This window comes from Chthoniobacterales bacterium (assembly GCA_035274845.1).
GTDB lineage: Bacteria > Verrucomicrobiota > Verrucomicrobiia > Chthoniobacterales > UBA10450 > AV80.
The window spans coordinates 183,958-207,553 of sequence record DATENU010000010.1 but is presented as its reverse complement, the minus strand read 5'-3'; the positions used below and the strand labels follow the sequence as shown (position 1 = coordinate 207,553).

Genomic DNA, 23,596 nt, shown 5'->3' with positions numbered 1-23,596 from the left:
GTCATTCGTCATTCCGCGCGAAGCGCGACAATCGGATCCACCCGGGTCGCTCGTCGCGCGGGCAACCAGGCGGCGAGAAAGGCGACGACGGTAACGAGCAGCATGATTGCGATGAAGGTCACGGGATCGGACGCGCCGATCCCATAAAGAAGGCTGTTTAACAACCGGGTGGCGGCAAAAGCGCCCACCACTCCGGCCACGAGGCTGATCGCCACGATCGTCATGGCCTGGCCAACGACGAGGCGAAAGATGGAATTCCGGCCCGCCCCAAGCGCGATCCGAATTCCAATTTCGTTCGTGCGCTGCGAAACCGAGTAGGCCATGACGCCGTAAATTCCGATCGCGGTGAGCAGGAGCGCAGTTCCCGCAAAAATTGTAAGCAACATCGCATTGAAGCGCGGGCGGGCGAGCGCGCGGGCGAGGTATTCGTCGAACACCCGCACCCGAACCAACGGAATGTTGCGGTCCACCTCGGCCAGCTCCTTGCGCACCGCCGAAGTAATGGCAGCGGGATTCGACACGCTGGTCCGCGCCACGATCGACATCGAATCCACCGGCATTTGCGAAGCCGACAAATAAATTTCCGGGGTAAACTCAGAGCGCAACGACCGGTGCTTTATGTTGCCGACCACCCCGATGATCGTCCGCATAAGCGATTTCTCGTCGCCGATGGCCCAGCTCGGCTTGATATGTTTGCCGATCACGTTTTGTCCCGGGAAGAACTTCTTCACGAATTGCTCGGTCACGATCACCACCGGCACCGACTTCAACTGATCGGTCGGCTCGAAACCGCGACCCTGAAGAACGGGGATTCCCATTGTCTTGAAATAATCGGAGTCGACGATTCGGTGCACCGCGTCGGGCTGCTGGCCTTCCGGCGCGGGGCGTTCTTCGATGTCGAACGAGCTGACGTTTATGCTTCCGCTGAGCGGTAATGGCCAGACCGCGGTCGCCGATTCCACCCCGGGGATCGCGCGGATCCGCGGCATGAGCCGGTCAAAAAAAGCGACAAGATTTTCCGGCTTCGGATAGGCCGCTTGCGGAAGCCCAATACTCGCGGTGAAGAGCCGTTCGGTCCGCATGCCGGTATCGACGTGACCGAGACGGGCGAAACTTTGGATCAGGAGACTGGCGCAGATCAAAAGAATCAACGCGAGCGCGACCTCGGTCATGACCAGCGCATTGCGCAGTCGATGTTTTCCTTCGGACCCGCCGGCGCCGCGCATGCCGGATTTGAGCGCGGTATTCAAATCGACGTGCGACGCCTGCCACGCGGGAACGAGACCGAAGACAATACCGGTCGTCAGGGAAAGAAGCAGAGTGAAGGCGAGGACCGCGCCGTCCAATTTGATGTCCGCGACACGTGGGATGTTTTGCGGCACGACGGCGATGAGCGCTTCGGTTCCCCATTGGGCGAGGAGGAGCCCGAATAATCCGCCGAGCGCCGCGAGGAGAACGCTCTCGGTGAGCAACTGGCGAAGGATCCGAAGCCGGCTGGCGCCAAGCGCACTGCGCAACGCGATTTCTTTTCCCCGCACCGACGCGCGCGCGAGCATCAGGTTGGCGACGTTCGCGTTGGCGATGAGAAGCAGGCACCCAACCGCGCCGAACAAAACCCACAGCGCCGTCCGGACATCGCCCACGATGTCGTCGCGGAGCGGTTGCGAGGCCACGCTACTCTTGGTGTTCGTTTCCGGATATTTTTTCTCGAGCGCCGCGGCGATGGTGCGCAGCTCCGTATTTGCCTGCGCAATGGACACGCCGGGTTTCAGCCGCGCGATTCCGAGCATGCTATGATTGCCGCGCTGTTGCGAGACGGCCGTGGTTCCGTCGGGCGTGGAGGCATCGTCAGCGATGGTCGTGTAAATCCCAATCGGATCGGTCTGGATCGGGAACTGGAAACCGGACGGCATTATTCCGATAACCGTGTGAGGGCGACCGTCGAGCATTAACACGCTGCCGATCGCGTTTTCTGCCCGGTTAAAGTGGCTCTGCCAAAATCCGTCACTGATAACGACTTTCAAGCCGCCCGGTCCGCCGCCAGCCTGTTCGTCCACGCGCGTGAAGCCGCGGCCGAGGACCGGTTTGGTCCCGAGAACATCGAAAAATTCGCCGCTCGCTTTCAGCCCGCGAACACTTTGCGCGCCCTGTTCGTCCACGAGCGCGAGCGTCCGGTCGCGATAAATTGCCATGTTTTGGAAGCTTTGGTTTTGCTCCCGGAAATCGAAGAAATCGGGGTGACAAAGCGAGTAGAGCTTCGGCGGCGATGCGGTCTCGGTTAGATCGACATTGCCGAACGCGACGAGTTGATCGGGATTCGGGAATGGCAGCGGCTTGAGGAGGATCGCATTGACCACGCTGAAGATTGCAGTGTTCGCGCCAATCCCGAGCGCGAGAGTGAGAATCGCGATGATCGCGAATCCAGGATGCTGGATGAGTTGGCGCAGCCCGTAGCGAATGTCGGTGATCATAATTTTCGATTTTCGAATTTCGATTCTCGATTGACCTGGTTCATCTCGTCACCTGTCACTTGTCACACGTCACTTCTTCGTCATTCGGCGCGCAAGGCGATGATGGGATCGACGCGAGTGGCGCGGCGAGCAGGCAGCCAGGCGGCGATAAACGCGACGACGGAAACGAGCAGGACAATTCCGGCGAACGTTCCCGGATCGGACGCGCCGACGCCGAAGAGAAGGCTGTTCAATAATCGGGTCGCCGCGAATGCACCTGCCAATCCCAGGACCAGGCTAACGCCGACCAGCGTCATCGCCTGCCCGACGATGAGGCGGAAGATCGAGCTCTTCCCCGCGCCGAGCGCGATTCGGATTCCGATCTCGCTCGTCCGTTGCGCGACGGAGTAGGCCAGCACGCCGTAAATTCCGATCGCGGTCAGGACCAGGGCGGTGCCAGCGAAGATCGAAAGCAAGAGCGTGTTGAAGCGCGGCCGCGCCAGCGATTTCGAGATATATTCGTCGAACACACTCACCTTGGTCAGCGGCACCGATGCGTCGATCGCCGCCAATTCTTTCCGGACAGAATTCGTGAGGGCGTTGGGATTCGAAACGCTGGTTCGAATGACAAGCGACATGACGCCGAACGGTATTTGCGTCTGAGGCAGATACATTTCCGGCGAGTCTTCGTTCTTGAGGGAAAGATGTTTTACGTTTCCGACGACACCGACGATTTCGCGCATCTTTTCCCCGGTGTCATCGGCGGCAAAGCCGGGCATGATTCGTTTGCCGATCACATTCTGCCCGGGAAAAAATTTCTGGGCGAAGCGTTCATTCACGATGACGACGGGCGCGGATTCAAATCGATCGCGTTCATCGAAGACCCGGCCTTGCCGGAGTGGAATCCCCATGGTCTTGAAATAATCCGTCGCGATAATGCGAACCGGTGCGCCGGGACGCTGCCCATCCGGAAGCGGGTTGTCCGCGTCATCGAAAGAGGTAACCATGTTGCCTCCGCTCAAGGGGAGCGGAAGGATCGCGCTGGCCGATTCCACTCCGGGAATGGCGCGGACCCGGGACAGAAACTGGTCGAAGAACATGATGATGTTTTCGTTCTTTGGATAAGCGACATCCGGCAGGCCGAGGCGCGCGGTGAGAAGACGTTCGGTGCGCACTCCTGGCTGGACCCGGCCGAGCCGCGCGAAGCTCTGAATCAGGAGGCCGGCGGAAATCAGGAGGACCAGCGCGAGCGCGACCTCGGCCACGATGAGGGCGTTGCGGATGCGACCCTTTCCTTCTCCCGCGCTACCGGTGCGGCTGCCGGATTTGAGCGAACTGTTGAGATCGACGTGTGAGGCCTGCCAGGCGGGGACAAGGCCGAAAATCACGCCGGTCGCCAGCGAAACCAGCAGCGTGAAAATCAGCACCGAGGCATCGAGCTGAATGGTGCTGATGCGCGGAATGTTTTGCGGGACGGTTTTGATGAGCGCTTCGGTTCCCCATTGGGCGATCACCAAACCCAGGAGCCCCCCCAAGCCGGCTAGCAGGACGCTTTCGGTGAGCAATTGCCGGATAATGCGAAAGCGACTTGCCCCCATCGCCGCGCGTAATGCGATCTCTTTTCCACGGGCCGACGCGCGAGCCAGGAGAAGATTCGCGACGTTGGCGTTGGCAATCAGGAGCACGCAGACGACGGCGCCAAAGAGAATGTATAACGCGGTGCGGACGTCGCCGATCATCTCCTCGCGCAGCGGTTTCGCCAGCACGCCGAAATGGGTATTCGACTCGGGATATTGTTTCGAGAGCGCCTCGGCGATCGCGGACAAATCCGAATTCGCCTGGGCAACGCTCGCGCCCGGTTTCAATCGAGCCACTGCCCGGAGACTGTGGCTGCCGCGCTGCTTTGTTTGCGGCTGCGAGCCGTCGGGGTTCGCGGCGTCTTCCGCAATTGAGACATAGAAATCAGTCGCATCGTTTTGGATCGGGAACTGAAATCCCGCCGGCAGGACGCCGATCACGGTGTGCGGACGCCGGTCGAGCGTGACGGGGCGGCCGATCACATTTGAATCACCCGCGAAATGTTTCTTCCAAAACTCGTCACTAATAAGGACCTTGAATCCGCCCGGGCCGCCACCGCCCTGTTCATCTTCCCGCACGAAAGCGCGCCCCATTTTGGGCTTGATGCCGAGCACGTCGAAAAATTCCGCGCTGGCTTTCACCCCGTGCAGACTGGTCGCTCCTTCCTCACCGGTGAGCGCGAACGATCGGTCGGCGTAGACGGCAATGCTCGCGAGCGTCCGGTTTTGGTCCCGGAAATCGAAGAAGTCCGGATACGAAAGCGAACCCAAATTCGTTTCCCCCTTCTGCCGCGTATCGGTCATCCCGACGGCAATGAGCTGGTCCGGTTCGGGAAACGGCAGTGGTTTCAGGAGAACGGCGTTGACTACGCTAAAGATCGCGGTGTTCGCCCCGATCCCGAGCGCGAGGGTAAGGATCGCGATGATGGTGAAGGCGGGGTGCTTGATGAGTTGGCGTAAGCCGTAGCGGATGTCGGTCATCATAATTTTCGATTCTCGAATTTCGATTTTCGATTGGCGGATCTCAGAACCTGTAGTTTCTCGTCACTTGCTTCATTCTGTTCGTAACGCTTCCGTGGGGTTGACCTGGGTGGCGCGGCGGGCGGGAATCAAAGCGGCCACGACTGCGGTCGCGGCGAGAAGCAGGGTTGCTCCGGTATAACTGGCGAGATCGTCTGCGCTGATCCCGAACAAGGATGCGCGGAGAAGACGCGACACCACGATGGCTCCAATTATTCCCGCGACCAGGCCGAGAACGACGGCGCGCATTCCCTGGCCCAGAACAAGCCGAAGAATAGCGGGGCGCGTTGCGCCGAGCGCCATGCGCACGCCGATCTCGCGCGTTCGTTGCGCCACGCCGTAGGCGATCGCGCCGGAGAGACCGGTGGCCGCGAGCGCCAGCGCCACCATCGAGAAAAATCCCAGGAGCCAGCCACGGAGCCGCGATTGCCAGAGGGAGTTCGCGACTTCCTGTTCGAGCGAGACGAAATGGTAGACGCCTACTTCCGGCGCAGCGCTCGCGATCTCGCGGCGAATCGCCGGCGCCAGAGCGAGCGCATTACCGCGGGCGCGGACGAGAAAATACAGCTGCTTCCAGACGCCCTGCAAAATGGGCCGGTAAAGACCCGGCCCGGCCTCGCGCTCCAGGGCCTGATCCCGCACGTCGCCGACGACACCGACCACGGTCATCAAGGTGTTGGGCGGTGCGGTCGAGCCCGGCCACTGCGAGCGCAAGGTCCGGCCGACCGGGTCCTCGTTAGGCCAAAGCGCTTTCGCAAGCCGTTCGCTCACGATGCAAACGCGCGGCTCGCCCAGCTTGTCCGCCGCCGAGAAAAAGCGTCCGCGCACCAGCGGAATGCGGAGCACCCGAAAATAATCCGGGCTCACGCTCTGGAAATTGGCGATCGGATTGAGCGATGGCGAAACCGGCTGGGTTTCGCCCACGACCTGGCTGCGGTTCCAGGGTCCCTGGGGAACGAAGGGCGGACTGTTATTCACCGCGACCGATTCGACTCCCGGCATTTCGCTGAGGCGCTGCATCAAGCGCGAGTAACGATCCAGCATCGTCTGCTCCGGCTCCTCGCCCTGGTAAGTCGGATTAACTGTCATCATCACGACGTGGCTTGGATCGAAGCCGGGATTCACCTCGCCCAGTTTTAAGAGGCTCCGCAGGACAAGACTGGCGCCGACGAGAAGAACGATCGAGATCGCAACCTGCGCGGCGGTCAGCAGCTCGCGGGCGCGGGCGCCGGCGCCGACGACCGGACCGGCGCTCGATTTCATCGATTGGGCGATTTCAACGCGCGCGCTTTGGAACGCTGGAAGCGACCCGGCGAGCAACGTGGTCAGGCCTGAAGCGAGGATGGTGAAGCCGAGCACGAACGGATTGAGATCGATCCGGATCCAGAACGGCAGCTCGATCGGGATGGCCTTCGTCACCACATCGACAAGCCAAACGGCCAGCAACGCGCCGACGATACTTCCAACGATCGCGAGCAAGGCGCTTTCCGTGAGGGCCTGCCGCGCGAGTCGCCAGCGGCTCGCCCCCAGGGCGGCGCGAACCGAAAGTTCACGGTGCCGCGTCGTGGCGCGCGCCAGGAGAAGCTGGCTGACGTTTGCGCACGCGATGAGGAGAACGCCACCGCATGCCGCCAGCAGGAGGAGCAATGAGAAACGGACGTTGCCGGCAACGTGATCGCGCAACGGAACGACCGCTGCGCCGACGAGCTTGTTCGTGTCCGGATATTGTTGGGCCAGACGTTCCGCGATCACGCTCATCTCGCTCTGCGCCGTCTGCATCGTCACGCCGGGCTTGAGCCGGGCTATGGCCTGATCGGATCGCCAGGCGCGGTCCTTGTTGCTATTCGTGGCCCCGGACGTCCACGCCATGCCGTAGACTGAGCCCACGGGAACCCAAAGGTCGGTTTGCGATGGGAAACGGAAACCGGTGGGCATGACGCCGACGACCGCGCGCGGCGTCCCGCTGAGGCGGATATCCCGCCCGATGATGTTGGGATCGCCGCCGAAGGTTCTTTTCCAGAGTCGTTCGCTGATCAGCAGCACTTTCGGCGCGTTCGGTTCATCGTCGGCGGGAGTGAGATCGCGGCCGAGCATTGGCTGCACGCCAAGGAGGGAGAACAAGTTTGCGGTGGTGAAGGTCGTCTTGACTGTCTCAGTCGAGCCGGCGGGCGATTCGACGTTGCCGTTCCAGAACAGATTGCAGAAGGCGACATCGGAAAAGCTGCGGCTCTCTTTTCGCCAATCCAGGAAGTCGAGGTAGTTAACGCCGAGATCGTTTCCCGTGGTCACGTTCCGCGATTGCAGCATGACGAGCTGATCCGGATTTGCGTAGGGCAACGGGCGGAGCAGAAACGCGTAGATCACCGCGAACATCGCCGTCGTCGCGCCAATCCCCAGGGCCAGCGCGACGATCGCCGTTGCACTGAAGCTGGGCGATTTAACGAGCTGCCGGAAAGCGTAGCGTAAGTCAGTCATTTCACGTCACTCGTCACACGTCACTTTCGTCATTCTGTTCTCAGCGCTTCCATCGGATTCACCTGGCTGGCGCGGCGCGCCGGAATCAAGGCGGCGATTGCCGCGGTGGCGGCGAGGAGAAGAGTCGCTCCGGCGTAACTGGCGAGATCGTTCGCGTTAATGCCGAAAAGCGATGCGCTCACCACGCGCGAAAGCAGAAGGGCGCCGCCCACGCCGGCCAGAATTCCGAACGCGACTGCGCGCATTCCCTGTCCGAGCACCAGTCGCAGAACGGCGGCACGATCGGCGCCGAGCGTCATCCGCACCCCGATCTCACGGGTCCGTTGCGCGACGCCGTAGGCGATCGCGCCATACAACCCCGTTGCCGCCAACGCCAGAGCGACCACTGAGAAAAATCCCAGGAGCCATCCGCGGAGCCGCTGTTGCCAGAGAGAGTTTGTCACCTCGTCCCCGAACGAAACGAAGTTGAAAACGCCAACTTCCGGCGCGACGACCGCCATTTCTTTGCGGAGCGACGGCACGATGCTCAGCGGCTTGATTCCTTCGCGCACTCGCACCAGAAAATGCATCTGCTTCCAGGCGAGTTGGAGACTCGTGTTGTAAAGATCCGGCCCGGCTTCATTTCCCAGCGCCTGGTGACGCACGTCGCCCACCACGCCGACCACGGTCATCCAATTCGGACCGCCTTCATCGTCGGGCCTGCCCATGGTGATGCGTCTGCCGAGCGGGTCCTGGCCCGGGAAAACTTTCTCGGCGAGCCGCTGGCTCATCACGCAAACGCGCGTGGCTTCCATCGTATCGCTGTCCTGGAACGCGCGACCGCGCAGCAATGGAATGCGGAGAAGCCGGAAATATTCCGGGCTCACGGTTTGGAAATTGGGGCGCGGGTTCGCGCGTTGTTCGTCGTCCGATTGACCTTCGGCGGTGAAGGCGAGGCGGTTCCACGGTCGTTGCGGGACGAAGGGCGGGCTGTTGTTGGCTGCGGCCGACTCCACTTCCGGCAACTGGCTGATTCGCTGGAGCAGGCGCGCGTAACGATCGGCGCGCGTTTGCGACGGTTCATCGCCGACGTAGGTCGGGTTCACTTCCATCATCACCGTCTGGTGAGGATCGAATCCCGGATTCACCTCATTCAATTTGAGCAAACTGCGGAGAACGAGACTCGCTCCCACGAGGAGAATCACCGAAATCGCCACCTGCGCGGCCGTAAGAAGCTCGCGCGCCCGTCGTCCCGTGCCGGCCACCGTTCCGCTCGATGTTTTCAACGATTGCGAAATCTCGACCCGCGCGGACTGCCAGGCCGGAAGAAATCCCGCGAGCAAAGTGGTGAGGCCGGAAATGCCGATGGCGAAAATCAGCACGCTCGGGTTCAGATCGATCCGAATCCAGAACGGAAGCTCGACCGGGATCGCGGCGGCAACGCTGCCGACCAGCCAGAACGCAAGCAACGCGCCCGCGATACTGCCGCTGATCGCGAGCAAGGCGCTTTCCGCAAGGACCTGTCGAGCAAGCCGCCAGCGGCTGGCGCCAAGGGCGGCACGAATGGAAAGTTCGCGTTCGCTTGTCGTGCCGCGGGCGAGCAAAAGCTGGCTAACGTTTGCGCACGCAATCAGAAGCACGCCGCCGCACGAGGCGAGCAAAAGCACCAGCGAGAATCGAACATTGCCGGTGGTATGATCGCGCAAGGGCACGACCGCCGCGCCCACCTCCTTGTTGGTATTCGGATACAGCTGCGCCAGCTGCTGGGCGATCAGCGTCATTTCAGCCTGCGCCTCCGCAACCGTGACGTTAGGTTTGAGCCGGCCCATCGCCTGATCCGCGCGCCACTCGCGGTTGGTGGTTTTGCCGAAGACGGACGCCATCGGGACCCAGAGGTCGGTCTGGACCGGGAAACGGAATCCAGCGGGCATAACGCCAACCACCGTGCGGGGTGTGCCGCCGTCGAGGCGGATAGTGCGCCCAATCACGTTCGGATCGCCGCCGAAGGTTTTTTTCCAAACCCGTTCGCTGATCATGATGACTTTCGGCGCCTTCTCTTCATCATCGGCAGGAGTGAGATCGCGCCCCAGCATCGGCTGGACGCCGAGCAACGAGAACAGGTTCGCGGTCGTAAAAGTGGTCTTGAGCGTCTCCGTCATTCCGCCGGGCGATTCGATATTGCCGTTCCAGCGGAGATTGAAAAAGGCGATGTCCGAGAAGCTCTGGCTCTGTTTCTTCCAGTCGACGAAGTCGAGATAGTTTACGCCGACATCATTTCCCGTGCGGGTTCCCCGCGATTGAAGCATGACCAGTTTGTCCGGATCCGTGTACGGCAGCGGCCGGAGCAGAAATGCGTAAATGACCGCGAACATCGCTGTCGTGGCGCCGATCCCGAGGGCGAGCGCGATGATCGCCGTGGCACTGAAGCTCGGCGATCTAATCAACTGGCGGAAGGCGTAGCGTAAGTCCGTCATTTCACGTCACTCGTCACATGTCACTCGTCACTTTCTTCACTCCGCCCTCAACGCCTCGATCGGGTTCACCTTGGTGGCTCGATTCGCGGGGAAGAAGCAGGCGACCAGGGCTACCGCTGCGAGGACGAGCGTGATGGTGGTCAGGGTGAGCGGATCGAAGGCGCTGGTGTTGAAGAGAATCGAGCGCATTGCGTAGGAAGCGGCGACCGTGGCGAGCAACCCGATCAACAGACCCAGGCCAATTAGCTTGCCGCCTTGCGTCAGAACCAGCCGCAGCACGTCACCCTGCTGCGCGCCGAGCGCCATCCGAATCCCGAATTCGCCGGTCCGCTGGACGACGTTGTAAGCCATCACGCCGTAAATGCCGACCGCTGCGATCACGAGCGCCACGGCCGAAAATACGGTCAGCAACGTCATCGCGAAACGCTGCCGCGAAATACTGTCGGCCATGATTTCTTCGAGCGGGCGAATCGTGCTGATCGGCTGGTCTTTGTCGACTGCGTAAACCGCGGGACGAAGCGCACTGAGCAAAGCGGCCGGCGAACCTTTCGTCCGGATTACGACGTTGATCGAGCTGAACGGGACCTGGGCGAACGGCTCGTAAGATTGAGCGCTGGTCGCCTTGTCCACGCCGTATTGTTTGATGTCGCCGACGATGCCGATGATCTGCCGCCAGGTGTCCGGTCCATTCGTGATGTTGATCCGTTTGCCGATGGGATCTTCGTTCGGGAAAAATTGCCGGGCCATCGTTTCGTTGATAATCGCCACGCGCGGCGCTTTCGCGTCATCCTGCGGAGTGAACCCTCGGCCGCGCACGAGCCGAATTCCCATGGCGCGAAAGTAATCCGGCGTGACCGCGTAATAGTTCGTGTTCGGCAGATCGGCGGGGTCGATCGGCGGCCGGCCCTCGATGTTAAAGCCGAGAACGTAATCACCGACGAGCGGCATCGAATGGGTAATGCCGACCGCCTGCACGCCGGGCAAGTCTTTCAGGCGTTCGAGCAGCGCGTTGGCAAACGCGTTTTGTTGTTCTGGCTCGGCGTATTTCTTCTGCGGCAACGAGAGCCGGAGCGTGGTCGCGTTTTCCGGGATGAAACCGGGATCGACGTGGGCAAGTTGCATGAAACTGCGGGCGAGCAACCCGGCGCCGCCGAGCAGAACAAGAGCCAGGACCACTTCGGCGACGACAAGCGCGCTACGCAGCCGGCCGCGCGCGCCGCCCTCGGTCGAGCCGCGAGTTCCCTGCTTCAACGCTTCGTTCACATCCGCGCGAGCCGCGAGCCATGCTGGTGCTATTCCGAATAAGAGGCCGGTCACGATGCTCAGCGCCAGCGAGAACAGGAGAACGCCGGAATCGAGATGGATCTCAGTGCTCCGGGGAAGAGTGGTGGGCGCGAGCGCCAGAAGCAGATCGAGGCCCCATTTCGCCAGAACGATCCCGGCGATTCCGCCGCAAAGCGCGAGCACGACGCTTTCAGTCAGAAGTTGCCGGACCAGGCGGCCACGGCCGGCGCCGAGCGCCGCTCGAATGGAGATCTCGCGATGGCGCGCGGTGGCGCGGGCGAGAAGAAGATTGGCCAGATTTGCGCACGCGATCAGCAGAACGCAGCCGACCGCCCCAAGTAGCGTGTAAAGAACCGGCCGCACGTCGCGGACGAGATAATCCTGGAGCGGCATCATGAAAATGCCCCATCCTTTCTGCGGGTCGGGATATTGGACGGCGAGCTGGTTGGCAATCACATCGAGCTCGGCTTTTGCCTGCTTCACCGTAACGCCGGGCTTCAGGCGGCCCCAGACGTTGATGTAGTGCCCGCCGCGCGCCTTGTTGTCGGTTTCGTCGGGCTTAAACGCCATCGGCGTCCAGACATCGACCTTGCTCGCGATTCCGAGATACGGCGCCACGCCCACGATCTGGTACGGCTCGCCGTTGAGCTGGACCGAGCGGCCGATCACATCCTTCGTGCCGCCAAAGACACGCTGCCAAAATCCATGGCTCAGGACCACGACGTGGTTTTTTCCAGGCGCGTCTTCCTCCGGAAGCAACAGGCGCCCGAGGACCGGCTTCACTCCATAGACATCAAAATAATGCCCGGTCACTTTCAGGCCGACAAGCCGCTGCGGTTCGCCTTCGCCGGTCAGGTTCAAGGATGCGCCGGTATAGGCCGCGAGGTATTCGTACGACTTCGTTTGTTTTTCCCAGTCGAGATAATTTGGTGGCGAGACGGAGAACTCCGGAAACTGCGGCAATTGCGTCTCGCGAATCACGACCAGCCGGTCGGAATCCGGAGCGTCGAGCGGGCGGAGAAGCACCGTGTTGACGACGGAGAAGATCGCCGTGCAGGCGCCGATCCCGAGCGCGAGCGTGATGATGGCGACGAAGGTGAAGCTTGGAGCTTTGATGAGCTGACGGAGCGCGTAACGGAAGTCGTTTAGCATATGGATTTTCGATTGATGAATCTCATTCGGAGCGAAGGGCGATCATGGGGTCCACACGCGAGGCGCGCCGAGCTGGAATCCAGCAGGCGAACATCGCGGTAAAAAGGAGGAGCAAAGCGACGGCAAGAAAGGTGAGCGGGTCGGTGGCGCTCACGCCGTAGAGCAGGGTGCGAAGCCATTGCGTAAGCAGAAACGAAGCGCCGATCCCGATCCCGACGCCGGCCAGCGCGAGTCGGCCACCTTCGCCCAGGATCATGCGCAGGACGTCCTCGCGCGCCGCGCCCAGCGCCATTCGGATCCCGATCTCGTGGGTGCGTTGCGCAACCGCGTGAGCGATTACGCCGTAAATCCCCGAAAGCGCGAGAAGCAGCGCCACCGCCGCAAACAACCCGAGCACCGCCATGGCGAAGCGCCGGACACCGACCGTATCGCTCACCGCCGCGCTCATCGTCGTGATGTTGTAGAGCGGAAGCTGCGGATCAATCTTCCCGACTTCGGTGCGAATCGCCGGCACGAGGCTGTTCGGCTCCGTGTTCGTCCGCACGACAATATTGATTCGCCGCAGCATCCTCGCCATCTGCGCCATCGGGAAATTCATCTCGGGCGCGGTCGCTTGTTCGAGATCGAGCTGGCGCGAATCGGCCACAATCCCGACGACCGTCATCGGGAATTCCTGGCCCGCGACGTAAACAATGATGCGTTTGCCGATCGCATCCTCATCCGGCCAGGTTCGCCGCGCCATTGCTTCATTAATTATCACAACGCCCGGCTGATCGGCCCGGTCGTGATCGGTAAACGCGCGCCCGCGCCGGAGCGGAATGCCCATGACGTCGTAATAGTTCGGCGACACCACGCGGTTGTCCGCGCTCAACCGTTGCTCCGTCGCGGTCTTGCCTTCCACCGCGAACGGGAACCGGTCGGCGAATGAGAAGGGCGGATGGGACACGGCTGCGGCTGCGTTCACGCCCGGCAGCGTCGCAATCTGCGCGGTCAGTTGCTCCGCGAAACTGGAGACCGCGCCGGCCTTGTCATAGCGAGCCGGCGGGAGATTGATCCGAGCGGTCAGGACCTTTTCAGGTCTGAACCCCGGATCCGTGGAGACCAGCTGGGCGAAGCTGCGCAACAGTAATCCGGCGCCGGCCAGGAGCACGACAGCCAGGGCGATCTCGGTCACAATCAGCGCCGCGCGGAGGGGCTGGCGTCCCCCCTGTCCGGAGCGATCGCCAAGACGCAGCGCAAGTCCCGCATCCGTGCGCGAGGCCTGCCATGCCGGCCACAACCCGAAGAGCAATGTCGTCGCGAAGGTGACGCCGACCGCGAATAACAATACCGGCGCCGACAAGTGGATCGAAGTCTCCGCCGGAATCCCGCCATCGATTAGTCCGGCTTCCGGCAAGAGCTTGATCAATGGCTCGATACTCCAGGCCGCGAGAAGAATTCCAAGGGCGCCGCCAATCAACGCGAGCACACCGCTTTCAAAAAGAAACTGCCGCAACAAATGCGCACGGCTGGCTCCGATGGCCGCGCGAATTGCGATCTCCCGCTGGCGCGTGCTCGACCGGACGAGCAACAACCCCGCCACATTCGCGCACGCGATCAACAGGACGAGTGCGACCGCCGCGGTGAGAACGATCACCGCTGTCCGGACACTTCCAAGAAGCGCATCACGCAACGGAAGCGCGAAGACGGTCCAGCCGGAATAATCCGAGACTCCCGGTTGCGTCTGGACGAAACGCCCGGCGAGTGTCTTCAGCTCCGCGTTGGCGGAAGCGATCGTCGCACCGGACGCGAGCCGGCCGATCACGGTGTACCAGCGCTGCGGCGCGTTTTGCATTTCAAACGGGAACGGGAACCAGAAGGCCGTGTTCGCGTACTGAAAGCGCGCCGGCATTACGCCGACGATCGTGAACGGCTCCGCGTCCAGCTCGAGCGTACGGCCGACGATATTCGGATCGCCGCCAAATCGGTTCTTCCACAACTGCTGGCCGATCACGACCACGCGCGGTCCGCCAGTTCCCTGCTCTTCCGGTAACAAGGTTCGCCCAAGCTGCGGAGCGATGCCGAGCAGGGTGAAAAAGTCCGCCGTCACTTTCGCGCCGCCGACACGCTCGGGTTCCTGATTGCCGACGGTGACGTTGCGCGAAACTGGCTCCATCGCCGCCAAACCCGAAAAGCTGCGCGCCTGTTCGTGAAACGCGCCAAACTCGCGCCCGGTGTAATTCGTGCGCGGCTCCGGCTCAACGTGCGGTTTCTGCTGCCGCAACTGCACGAGGCGGTCCGAGTTCGGATAAGGAAATGGATCGAGTAAGAGCGCGTGAACGACGGTGAAAATCGCCGTGTTGAGACCAATCGCGACGGCGAGCGTGGCGATGGCCATGAAGGCGAACCCCGGCGATTTGGAAAGTTGACGAAAGGCGGAGCGAAGATCGGTGATCATAGGAATTTTCGATTCTCAATTCTCGAATTTCGATTGGCCGGGTTCATCTTGTCACTTGTCACTCGTCACAGGTCACTTCCTTCTTCATTCGGCGCGGAGAGCTTCCATTGGATCGGTGCGGCTCGCTCGGCGAGCCGGCAGCCAGCAGGCAATCAGGGAGACGACCGTCATGATTGCCGCCGTCGTCAACAGCGTGGCGAGATGGAGCGGCGGAACATTGAAGAGGATGCTTTGCAGAGCGCGCCCGCAGATCGCGGCCCCGATCAGGCCGAACACGCTCCCGGCGATCAACAACCGCAAACCGATCTTGAGAAACTGCGCGCCGATTTGTTCGCGCTGCGCGCCGACCGCCATTCGAATCCCGATCTCCCGGGTCCGCTGCGCGACGGCGTAACTCAGAACGCCGTAGGTTCCAATCGCTGCCAGGAGCAAAGCGACACCGGCGAAAATTACGGCGAGCAAGGCCGGCGAGCGCCGCGCGATGAGGCTGTCGGCGACACGCGTTTCCATCGAGCGGATGTTATCGACCGCCAGCTGCGGATTCGCCGCGTGGACGAGTTTTCGCAACGTCTCGGCGAATGCTTCCGGACGCTGGCTCGTGCGGGTCACGATGAAAACACTATTGCTCTCCCGTTGCGAAAAAGGCAGGTAGACGGCGCCCTGTCCCGAGGGCTCGGTGAGCTCGGCTTGTTTCACCGACCCGACGATCCCGACAATCGTGAAGAGGTGCGCATCATCTGATTCGTCGCCCAAGGCGATCTTCTGGCCGAGCGCGCCGCCGGTGGGCCAGTAACGGCGCACCAGATCTTCGTCCACCACACAAACGCGTTCCGATCGATGGGAATCTTCGGAGATGAGAAAACGTCCTTCGCGCAGGGGGATGCCGAGAACCGAGAAGTAATCACCGTGGACGGCATACGAATAATGACCGTGCACCGATTGACCGGGCGGCGGCACATAGCCCTTCGGTGTGACGGCCGTCTTGCCGCTATCGCCGCTCAGCGGAATGCTGGTGATCGTTCCCGCGGAAACGACTCCCGGCTGTTGCCGGATCGAATCCAGCAAGCGATCGAAGGTGGCGACGCGGTTCTGAATTTCGTGCCACGAGATGGCGCACTCGCCGGTGAGAACGTGCTCGGCCCGAAAACCGGACGGAGCCGCCATGACGTTTTTCAAACTCAGCCCGAGGAGCGCCGCTCCCGCGAGCAAAACAAAGGCGAGCGCGATCTGGGCGACAATGAAGCCGTGGCGCAGTTGTTGCGCGGCGCGGCTGACTGTGCCGGAGCGCGACTCGGATTGAAGCGCATTCGCGAGATGGCTGCGCAGGTTGAACCAGGCGATTGGCGCCGCGATCACGATCCCAAGGACGATCGCGCTGAGGAGCCCGACGACGGCGAGCGAATCGTCGAACGCGATGCGCGCGCCGAGCGGCAAACGATCCGCGCCGAGAACTTCCAGGAGCCGGATCCCCCACGCTCCGATGATCAATCCCATGACGCCGCCCACCGACGTCAGCAACACCGTCTCGATCATCACCTGCTTCACAACGTGCCACCGGCTCGCGCCCATCGATTGCCGGATTGCCACTTCCTTCGCGCGACCGCTCGCGCGAATCAGGAGAAGATTCACGAGGTTCACCGCGCCGATAAGCAGAAGGAAAAAGACGCCGCCCTGCAGCAACAAAAGGGTCGGGCGGACAGATCGGACGTGGTAGGCATGCAGCGGAACCACCAGCGAACGGAAGCCGGCTTCGGCCATCATTTTTGCCTGCGGATTGTCCTTCTCCATTTCGGCGTTGTGAGCGTCGATCTGGGCTTGTGCGTCCGCGATCGTCGCACCCGGTTTCAAGCGCGCAATCAGGTGCGTGCCGCCGCCGCCAGAATGACGCGCGTTCGGTCCACGCTGGAGTGCGTCGGTTTTTAACCCGACAAAAACGCGCGCCTCGGAAGAGAGAAAACGAAACTCAGGGGGCAGAACGCCAACGATCTCTCTTGGGATACCGTTTATGCGAGTATCGCGGGCCAATATTTTTGGATCGGCACCGAACTCCTTCCTCCAAAAGCCGTCCGTCAAGATGACGACGTTCTTCTGCGCGACCGATTCTTCCTCCGTGAAGCTGCGCCCGACCGCGGGGCTTATTCCAAGGGTTGTGAAAAATTCCGGCGAGACGCGGACGACTTCCTCCTGCTGCATCGAACCGGGATCACCGACCGTTTCGGCTCTCGACATGTAAATGGAAAGGCTTTCGAAGGCCGGGATGTTGCCGCGCCGTTCGAAATAGTTGGTGATCGAGGAGCCGTCGTTCTCGACGCCGGCTTTCGGATAAGTGTTGTAAATCGTGACGAGCCGGTCGGCATTCGGAAATGGAAGCGGCCGGAGAAGAATGGAATTGATGACGCCGAAGATCGCCACGTTCGCCCCGAGACAGATTGCGATGGTTGCGAGCGCCGTGATCGTGAACCCGGGCGATTTGCGCAGTTGGCGAAAGGCGTAGCGAAGATTGGTCATCGGAATTTTCGATTTTCGATTTTGGATTTTCGATTAGCAGAATTCATTCGGCGCGGAGAGCTTCCATGGGGTCGGTCCGACTGGCCCGGCGCGCGGGCAGCCAGCAAGCCACCAGGCAAATAATCGTCATGATCGCGGCCGTCGCCGCGAACATCGCCGGATGGAGCGGCGGCACATCGAAAAGGACACTTTGCATGGCGCGCCCCGTGAGGGCGGCCCCGATAAAGCCGAGAACGGTTCCGGCGATCAGCAGACGCAAACCGATCTTGAGGAACTGCGCGCTAATCTGTTCGCGTTGCGCGCCCACAGCCATCCGAATACCGATCTCACGGCGGCGTTGCACAACCGCGTAACTGAGGACGCCGTAGGTTCCGATCGCCGCCAGAAGCAGGGCCACTCCCGCGAAGATTCCGGCGAGCATCGCTGGCGAGCGCCGCGTGATGAGGCTGTCGTCGATCCGCGTTTCCATCGAGCGGATGTTATCGATCGCAAGCTCAGGATCAGCCGCGTGAACCAGTTTGCGCAGGGTCTGGGCGAACGCTTCGGGGCGCTGGCTGGTGCGGGCAATCACGAAATAATAGGAGTTCTCTCGATGAAACGGCAGGTAAACCGCGCCCTGGCCGCGCGCCTCCGTGAGGGCGGCCTGTCTTACCGGCCCGACCACGCCGACAACCGTCATCAGTTTCGCATTATCGTTCTCGCCGGGGTCCACCACGCTTTGACCAAGCGCGCTGCCGTTGGGCCAATAACGGCGGGCAAAATCTTCATCCACAACACAGACTCGTTCCGGCCGGTGGGAGTCATCCGAGTTTAGAAACCGGCCTTCGCGCAACGGAATGCCGAGCGCGGCGAAGTAATCGCCGGTGACGCCATACGAATAGTGACCCTGAAGCGATTGGCCGGCCGGCGCCACATAGCCCTTCGGTGCGAATGCGCCTTTGCCGTTATTGCCGCTGAGCGGAAGGTTGGTGATGGCAGCCGTCGCGGTCACGCCTGGCTGCTGGCGGATCAATTCCAGCAAACGATCGACGGCTTCGAGGCGGTGTTCCGGATTAGGTATCCACGGGAATGTGAACTCGCCGGTCAGAACATGATCGGGGCGGAAGCCTGGAGAAACGGACATGACCTTCTTCAGACTGAGCCCGAGCAAGGCAGCGCCGGCCAGAAGAACAAAGGCGAGCGCGATCTGCGCGATGATGAACCCGTGCCGCAGACTTTGGGCGGCGCGGCTGACCGTTCCCGAGCGCGATTCGGACTGAAGCGAATCCGCCAAATGGCTGCTCAGATTGAACCAGGCGATCGGCGCGGCGAGCACAATGCCAAGAATCACCGCGCCAATGAGCCCAAGCGATGCGAGCCAGCCATCAAATGCGATGTGGGCGCCGAGCGGCAAACGATTGGCGCCGAGAATTTCGAGGAGATGAATTCCCCACGCGCCCACCATCACGCCAAGCACGCCGCCCGCTAAAGTGAGCGCCACCGTTTCCGTCATTACCTGAGTCACCACGTGCCGGCGGCCCGCGCCCATCGATTGCCGGATCGCCATTTCTTTGGCGCGCCCGCTCGCGCGGATCAGCAACAGATTCACCAAATTGACGGCGCCAATGAGCAGGAGAAAAAAGACGCCGGCCTGGAGCAGCAGAAGCGTCGGACGAATCGAACGAACATGCTCCGTGTGGAGTGAGAGCACGGGCGAACGAAAGCCGGCCTCCGCCATCATCTTCGCTTCCGGGTTATCCTTTTCGACCGCGGCGTTGTGGGCGTCTATCTCCGCTTGCGCTTGCGCGATAGTGGCGCCCGGTTTCAACCGCGCGATCATGCGCCTATCGCCTCCGCCGGAATGCCGGTCTTTCGGAGTGCGGTCCTCGGGTTGGGATCGGACCGGCAGGTAGACAAGCGCTTCGGTGGAGAGGAACCGGAAACCAGGCGGCAACACGCCGACGATCTTTCTCGTAAGGCCGTTCACGCGGAGATCGCGGCCAAGAATATTGGGATCCGCATTCAGGCGCTGACGCCAGTAGGCGTCAGTCAGAATGACCGCAGTTTGTTCCGAGACCGTTGTTTCTTCCTCAGTGAAGCTGCGGCCCATCGCCAGGCTGACGCCGAGAGTGGCGAAGAATTCTGGTGAGACCCGGGTGATTTCTACCTGCTCGGTTGAACCCGGTTCGCCGACGGTTTCACTCCGATTATTGTAAATCGAAAGGCTGGAGAAGGCGGGAATGTTGCCGCGACGTTCGTAGTAATTCGTGAGCGAGCATCCGTCGTTTTCCACGCCGGCGTTCGGATAGGTGTTGTAAATCGAGACGAGCCGATCGGCATTCGGAAACGGGAGCGGCTGGAGAAGGATGGAATTGACCACAGCGAAGATCGCCAGGTTCGCGCCGAGGCAGATCGCGATCGTCGCGAGCGCCGTCGCGGTGAATCCGGGAGCTCTGCGTAGTTGACGAAAGGCGTAACGAAGATCGCTCATGGGAATTTCCGATTTTCGATTTTCGATTTTCGAATGGCGGAGCTCATTCGGAGGGTAAGGCAACTATAGAATCGCGTTACTTTCGCAGGTTGATATTGCCAGCCGAAGCCCGAACGAGGACGGCCGGGCCACCACCGTTGATGTCGCCCGTGAGCCGGGTCTCGCTCGTATGAACAATTCCCGAGACGGCAAAATCGCTGTTGATGCGTCCAGCGCTGCACTCGGCATTGAGTGAGATCGCGATCGCGGCCGGCAACCGCAAATCGACGTTGCCTGCCTCCGCGATCAAGCGCGAGTCGGATCCCGGTTGTTTCGAAATGTAAACCGCGACAGACCCGCCTGCCGCCCGGGCGTCAACGGCATCGAGTGCCTCGGTAATCGAAACGCTGCCGCCTTCCGCGACGGCCCGGACTTTGCCACTTACGCGTCCGGCCGAAACCGAACCGCCGCGACTTTCGACATCCAGCTCGCCCACATCTCCCGTGCTGACGCTCCCGCCATTCGCCCGCGCGGAAAGGCGTTCCCCCACTTTGCCCAGCTGCAAACTACCGCCGTTCACTCGCGCTTTCACCCAACCCTCGATGTCACCGATCTTCGCGCTCCCGACCGTGCGCATCTCGAGATTGAACTTCCGCGGCATCGCGATCCGAAAATCAAGCCGGACTTTGTCGCGTTCGCGGCCGTGCCGACTGCCGGTATAGCGAACGTTCAGGTTAACCGAATTTTGCGGGTTATCGGTGGTCTCGTGCTGTCCCATCTCCACCTGCACCTTCTGCCGCAGCTCGTTCGCTTCCTGTATGGTTGGGACTTTGAATTCGCGGACGAACTCGATCCGGACCGTATCCGATTCTGACGTGGTTATTTCGACGTTGCCCAGGTCGGCGTCGATTTTCAGAGCGCCGCCGGGTTTAACGTGGAATGTTTGTTCGATCTCGTCGCGCGTCCCGGGGGCGGCCTGAGCAGTGGGGAGGGCCAGCGAGAGGAGTATGAGCAAAAGTGCCAGGACTCCTCGTTCCCAAACTGTGTTTGGGACTGCCATTGTCTTGGAAACTCTGTTTCGCTGCGGGGGCAACAAAGTTGCCGTGACAAGTGTGTTCCCAAACAAAGTTTGGGAACGAGGGATTAAGGGAATGGTTGGGTGCGATTTCGTTTTCATGATCTTGTCACTCTTCACAGGTCACTTGTCACCTTCCTTCATTCCGTTCTCAGTGCTGCCATGGGGCTAATTTTGGTGGCGCGCCGCGCGGGCAGCCACGTGGCGAGCAAAGCCGCGGCCATCAGGACCGCGGGGGCGATTATTAAAGCGAAAGGATCAGTCGAGCTGACCTGGAAAAGAATGGCGCTGACGATTTTTCCGGTGCCGAGCGCGAGGAGAAATCCAAGAACAACGCCCGCCGCGACCATGACGAAGCCTTCGCGCAGGATCATCCACTGCACCGTCTTGCCTTGGGCGCCGAGCGCCATTCGGATGCCGATCTCACGCGTGCGCCGCGCCACGGAATACGCTTTCACGCCATAGACGCCTACCACCGCCAGGCCGAGGGCCAGGGCGCCGAAAATAGAAAACAACGCGGCCCCGGCGCGGACAATCCAGAGCTGCGGATTGCCATCCATGTGTTTTTCAAACGTCCGCAGTTCCAAAACCGGAAGGAGCGGGTCGACGTTTTGCACCGTGCGGCGCAGAAGGTCCGCCGTGGCTGATTCGCTGCCGAGCGAGGCAAATTTCACGTAGAAGAACGCGTCGCTTTGAAAGCCGCGCGCAAAAGGCAAATAGAGAGAACCAAGTGGCTCCTTTTCGAACAACCGGTTCTTGATCGCCGGCACAATGCCGATGATTCGGATCGGCTCGCCCCGCTTGATCTGGCCGCTGTTCTCCTCGGTTTTTTCCGGCGCAGCGCCTTCCCGCACCGGGAACTGGATGCTTTGCCCCAGGGCATTACCATCGGGCCACAATTTTTTCGCCAGGACTTCGTCAATGACTGCCACCGCCGGTCCGCCGGTTTCGGTGACCTCCGCAACGGTAAAAGCCCGGCCACGAAGCAACGGCAATCCGACGGCCGCGAAATAATCCGCGCCCACGCTGTTCCAGAATGGGCTAAAGGTTCGTCCTTCAGCTGCGGTGGCCGGTTTGTTCTCGGGAGCGGGCGAAAGACCTGCGCGAAGCACGCTGCGCCGGACCGTGTTGATTCCAAACGGAACCGTGGCCGAGACACCGGCGTGCTGCACTCCGGGCAACGCGGCAAATCTTTCGCCGACCATTCGGTAGAGATCGAGGGCGCGCTTTTGATCGAAGCCGCTGAGGCTCGCATCGAGTTCGACCAGGAAAACATTCTTCGCCTTAAACCCTGTCTCAACCGCAGCCGCGCTCGCAGCGCCTCGAACGAAGAGAGCGGCGGCCGTGAGCAGGGCAAGAGAAAAGGCGATCTGCACCACGACCAGCGGATTGCGCGGCAGAAATTTCCAGCGTGGCCGGAACGCGTCTTCGCCAGCTTGTTGTTTCAAATCTTCGATGACCGCAGCGCGCGAAAGGCTCAACGCCGGGCCGAGCGCAAAACAGATTGTTCCCACAAAGCAGAAGCCGAGGGTCGCGGCCAGAACCATCGGGTCGGATCCGCTCAACCAGACGACGTCCATGGGCAAAATCCTGCTCAGCGAAGCAACGAGCAGGTCGGATGACCAAAGGCCGAGGAGCAACCCACCCGCCCCTCCGAGCAGCGCGAGCACAAACCCCTCCGTGAGAAGTTGCCTGACGATGCGGGCGCGGCTTCCGCCGAGCGCGAGACGGACCGCGATTTCTTTCCGGCGCGCTGTCCCGCGCGCGAGCAGCATGTTGGCCAGGTTTAAACAGGCGACGAGCAGGACCACGCCCGCCATCGCGACGAGCAGGGCGCCGATGGTGGGGACCGGATCGTTTTCGGAAGGAGCGGTGCTCGTGGCGAATTTGTTGAGCGGCGCGCTAAGAAAAGTCTGATCTTTTTGTTCGACGGGAAATGCCGCCTCGAGATTGTTGGCGAGACCTTTCAAAGCCGGCAGGGCTGTCTCGGCCGTGACTCCCGGTTTGAACCGGCCGATAATCATCAGGCGTTCGCTCCCGCGGTCGCTCAAAGAGCTGCTTCGTGCGGCCCCCTGAGCACTCATGATCTCGTCATAGACTCCGAGAGGCAGCCACGCTTCCCGGGAAAAGACGCTCTCTGTCCCGGTAAATCCTTCCGGCATGATCCCGATTACATTGTAGGCCTGGCCGTTGATCAGCAGCGCGCTCCCGAGCAGCGAAGGATCGCGCCCACGTTTTTGCCAATAGCTGTAACTCACCACCGCGACGCGCGTCCCCACGCCGGGTTTCTCTTCTTCGGGAAGAAACGAACGTCCGTAGGCCGGCATCACGCCCAGGACCGAGAAGTAATTCGAGCTGACGATGTCGACCACCGCGCGGCGAAAGTTTCCCTTTTCCCCGATCCCCACGACGCTTTCGTCATGCGCCAGCAAGCCCGAGAAGACCGTGTTCTGATCGCGAATATCGCGGTAGGTCGGATAGGAAAAGGCGCGGAAGTTTTTCGGGTCCTTCTTGTCCTGGGAAAAGAGCTGCACGACCTCGGCCGGCCGCTGGTAGGGCGGCGGCTGCAACACCATGACGTTAACCAGGCTAAAGATCGCCGTGTTTACCCCAATCCCGAGCGCGAGCACGATGACGGCTGCGATGGTAAACCCCGGCGCTTTCCAGAGCTGTCGAAATGCGAAGCGGAAATCGTTAATCATTGCTCTCTCCTCAC

10 protein-coding genes are annotated in these 23,596 nt (G+C 61.3%); all 10 read right to left on the bottom strand.

Going from position 1 to position 23,596, the window contains the following annotated elements; all coding sequences use genetic code 11:
* Positions 1-8: 8 nt before the first annotated feature.
* The 10 genes from VJU77_06140 to VJU77_06095 all read right to left on the bottom strand — a co-directional run bounded on the left by VJU77_06140 (position 9) and on the right by VJU77_06095 (position 23,582).
* Positions 9-2,471: an ABC transporter permease gene (locus VJU77_06140; protein ID HKP02930.1), complete on the bottom strand. Its 2,463-nt coding sequence runs from the start codon at positions 2,469-2,471 to the stop codon at positions 9-11.
* Positions 2,472-2,551: 80 nt separating this feature from the next.
* Positions 2,552-5,011, bottom strand: a complete 2,460-nt coding sequence (locus VJU77_06135) for an ABC transporter permease (protein HKP02929.1) — start codon at positions 5,009-5,011, stop codon at positions 2,552-2,554.
* A 69-nt stretch (positions 5,012-5,080) separates the two neighbouring features.
* On the bottom strand, positions 5,081-7,522 hold the full coding sequence (locus tag VJU77_06130) for an ABC transporter permease (protein HKP02928.1): 2,442 nt from the start codon (positions 7,520-7,522) through the stop codon (positions 5,081-5,083).
* Positions 7,523-7,551: 29 nt separating this feature from the next.
* Complete coding sequence (locus VJU77_06125; protein HKP02927.1) at positions 7,552-9,975, bottom strand: ABC transporter permease; 2,424 nt, start codon at positions 9,973-9,975, stop codon at positions 7,552-7,554.
* Between the two features lie 36 nt (positions 9,976-10,011).
* Entirely contained in the window at positions 10,012-12,411 is a 2,400-nt protein-coding gene (locus VJU77_06120) for an ABC transporter permease (GenBank protein HKP02926.1), read from the bottom strand.
* 22 nt (positions 12,412-12,433) lie between these two features.
* Positions 12,434-14,848 carry an ABC transporter permease gene (locus tag VJU77_06115; protein HKP02925.1) on the bottom strand — a complete coding sequence of 805 codons (2,415 nt, stop codon included), beginning with the start codon at positions 14,846-14,848 and terminating at the stop codon, positions 12,434-12,436.
* Between the two features lie 84 nt (positions 14,849-14,932).
* Complete coding sequence (locus VJU77_06110; protein ID HKP02924.1) at positions 14,933-17,356, bottom strand: ABC transporter permease; 2,424 nt, start codon at positions 17,354-17,356, stop codon at positions 14,933-14,935.
* Between the two features lie 43 nt (positions 17,357-17,399).
* Positions 17,400-19,826 (bottom strand): ABC transporter permease, encoded by a 2,427-nt coding sequence (locus VJU77_06105; GenBank protein HKP02923.1) that lies wholly within the window; start codon positions 19,824-19,826, stop codon positions 17,400-17,402.
* Positions 19,827-19,902: 76 nt separating this feature from the next.
* Entirely contained in the window at positions 19,903-20,865 is a 963-nt protein-coding gene (locus VJU77_06100; protein HKP02922.1) for a hypothetical protein, read from the bottom strand.
* 155 nt (positions 20,866-21,020) lie between these two features.
* Entirely contained in the window at positions 21,021-23,582 is a 2,562-nt protein-coding gene (locus VJU77_06095; protein ID HKP02921.1) for an ABC transporter permease, read from the bottom strand.
* Positions 23,583-23,596 lie beyond the last annotated feature (14 nt).

Coding starts and splice junctions, on each gene's coding strand:
- VJU77_06140 (HKP02930.1), bottom strand. CDS start 2,471: ATGATCACCGACATTCGCTACGGGCTGCGCCAACTCATCCAGCATCCT.
- VJU77_06120 (HKP02926.1), bottom strand. CDS start 12,411: ATGCTAAACGACTTCCGTTACGCGCTCCGTCAGCTCATCAAAGCTCCA.
- VJU77_06115 (HKP02925.1), bottom strand. CDS start 14,848: ATGATCACCGATCTTCGCTCCGCCTTTCGTCAACTTTCCAAATCGCCG.
- VJU77_06110 (HKP02924.1), bottom strand. CDS start 17,356: ATGACCAATCTTCGCTACGCCTTTCGCCAACTGCGCAAATCGCCCGGG.
- VJU77_06095 (HKP02921.1), bottom strand. CDS start 23,582: ATGATTAACGATTTCCGCTTCGCATTTCGACAGCTCTGGAAAGCGCCG.
- VJU77_06130 (HKP02928.1), bottom strand. CDS start 7,522: ATGACTGACTTACGCTACGCTTTCCGGCAGCTCGTTAAATCGCCCAGC.
- VJU77_06125 (HKP02927.1), bottom strand. CDS start 9,975: ATGACGGACTTACGCTACGCCTTCCGCCAGTTGATTAGATCGCCGAGC.
- VJU77_06100 (HKP02922.1), bottom strand. CDS start 20,865: ATGGCAGTCCCAAACACAGTTTGGGAACGAGGAGTCCTGGCACTTTTG.
- VJU77_06105 (HKP02923.1), bottom strand. CDS start 19,826: ATGAGCGATCTTCGTTACGCCTTTCGTCAACTACGCAGAGCTCCCGGA.
- VJU77_06135 (HKP02929.1), bottom strand. CDS start 5,011: ATGATGACCGACATCCGCTACGGCTTACGCCAACTCATCAAGCACCCC.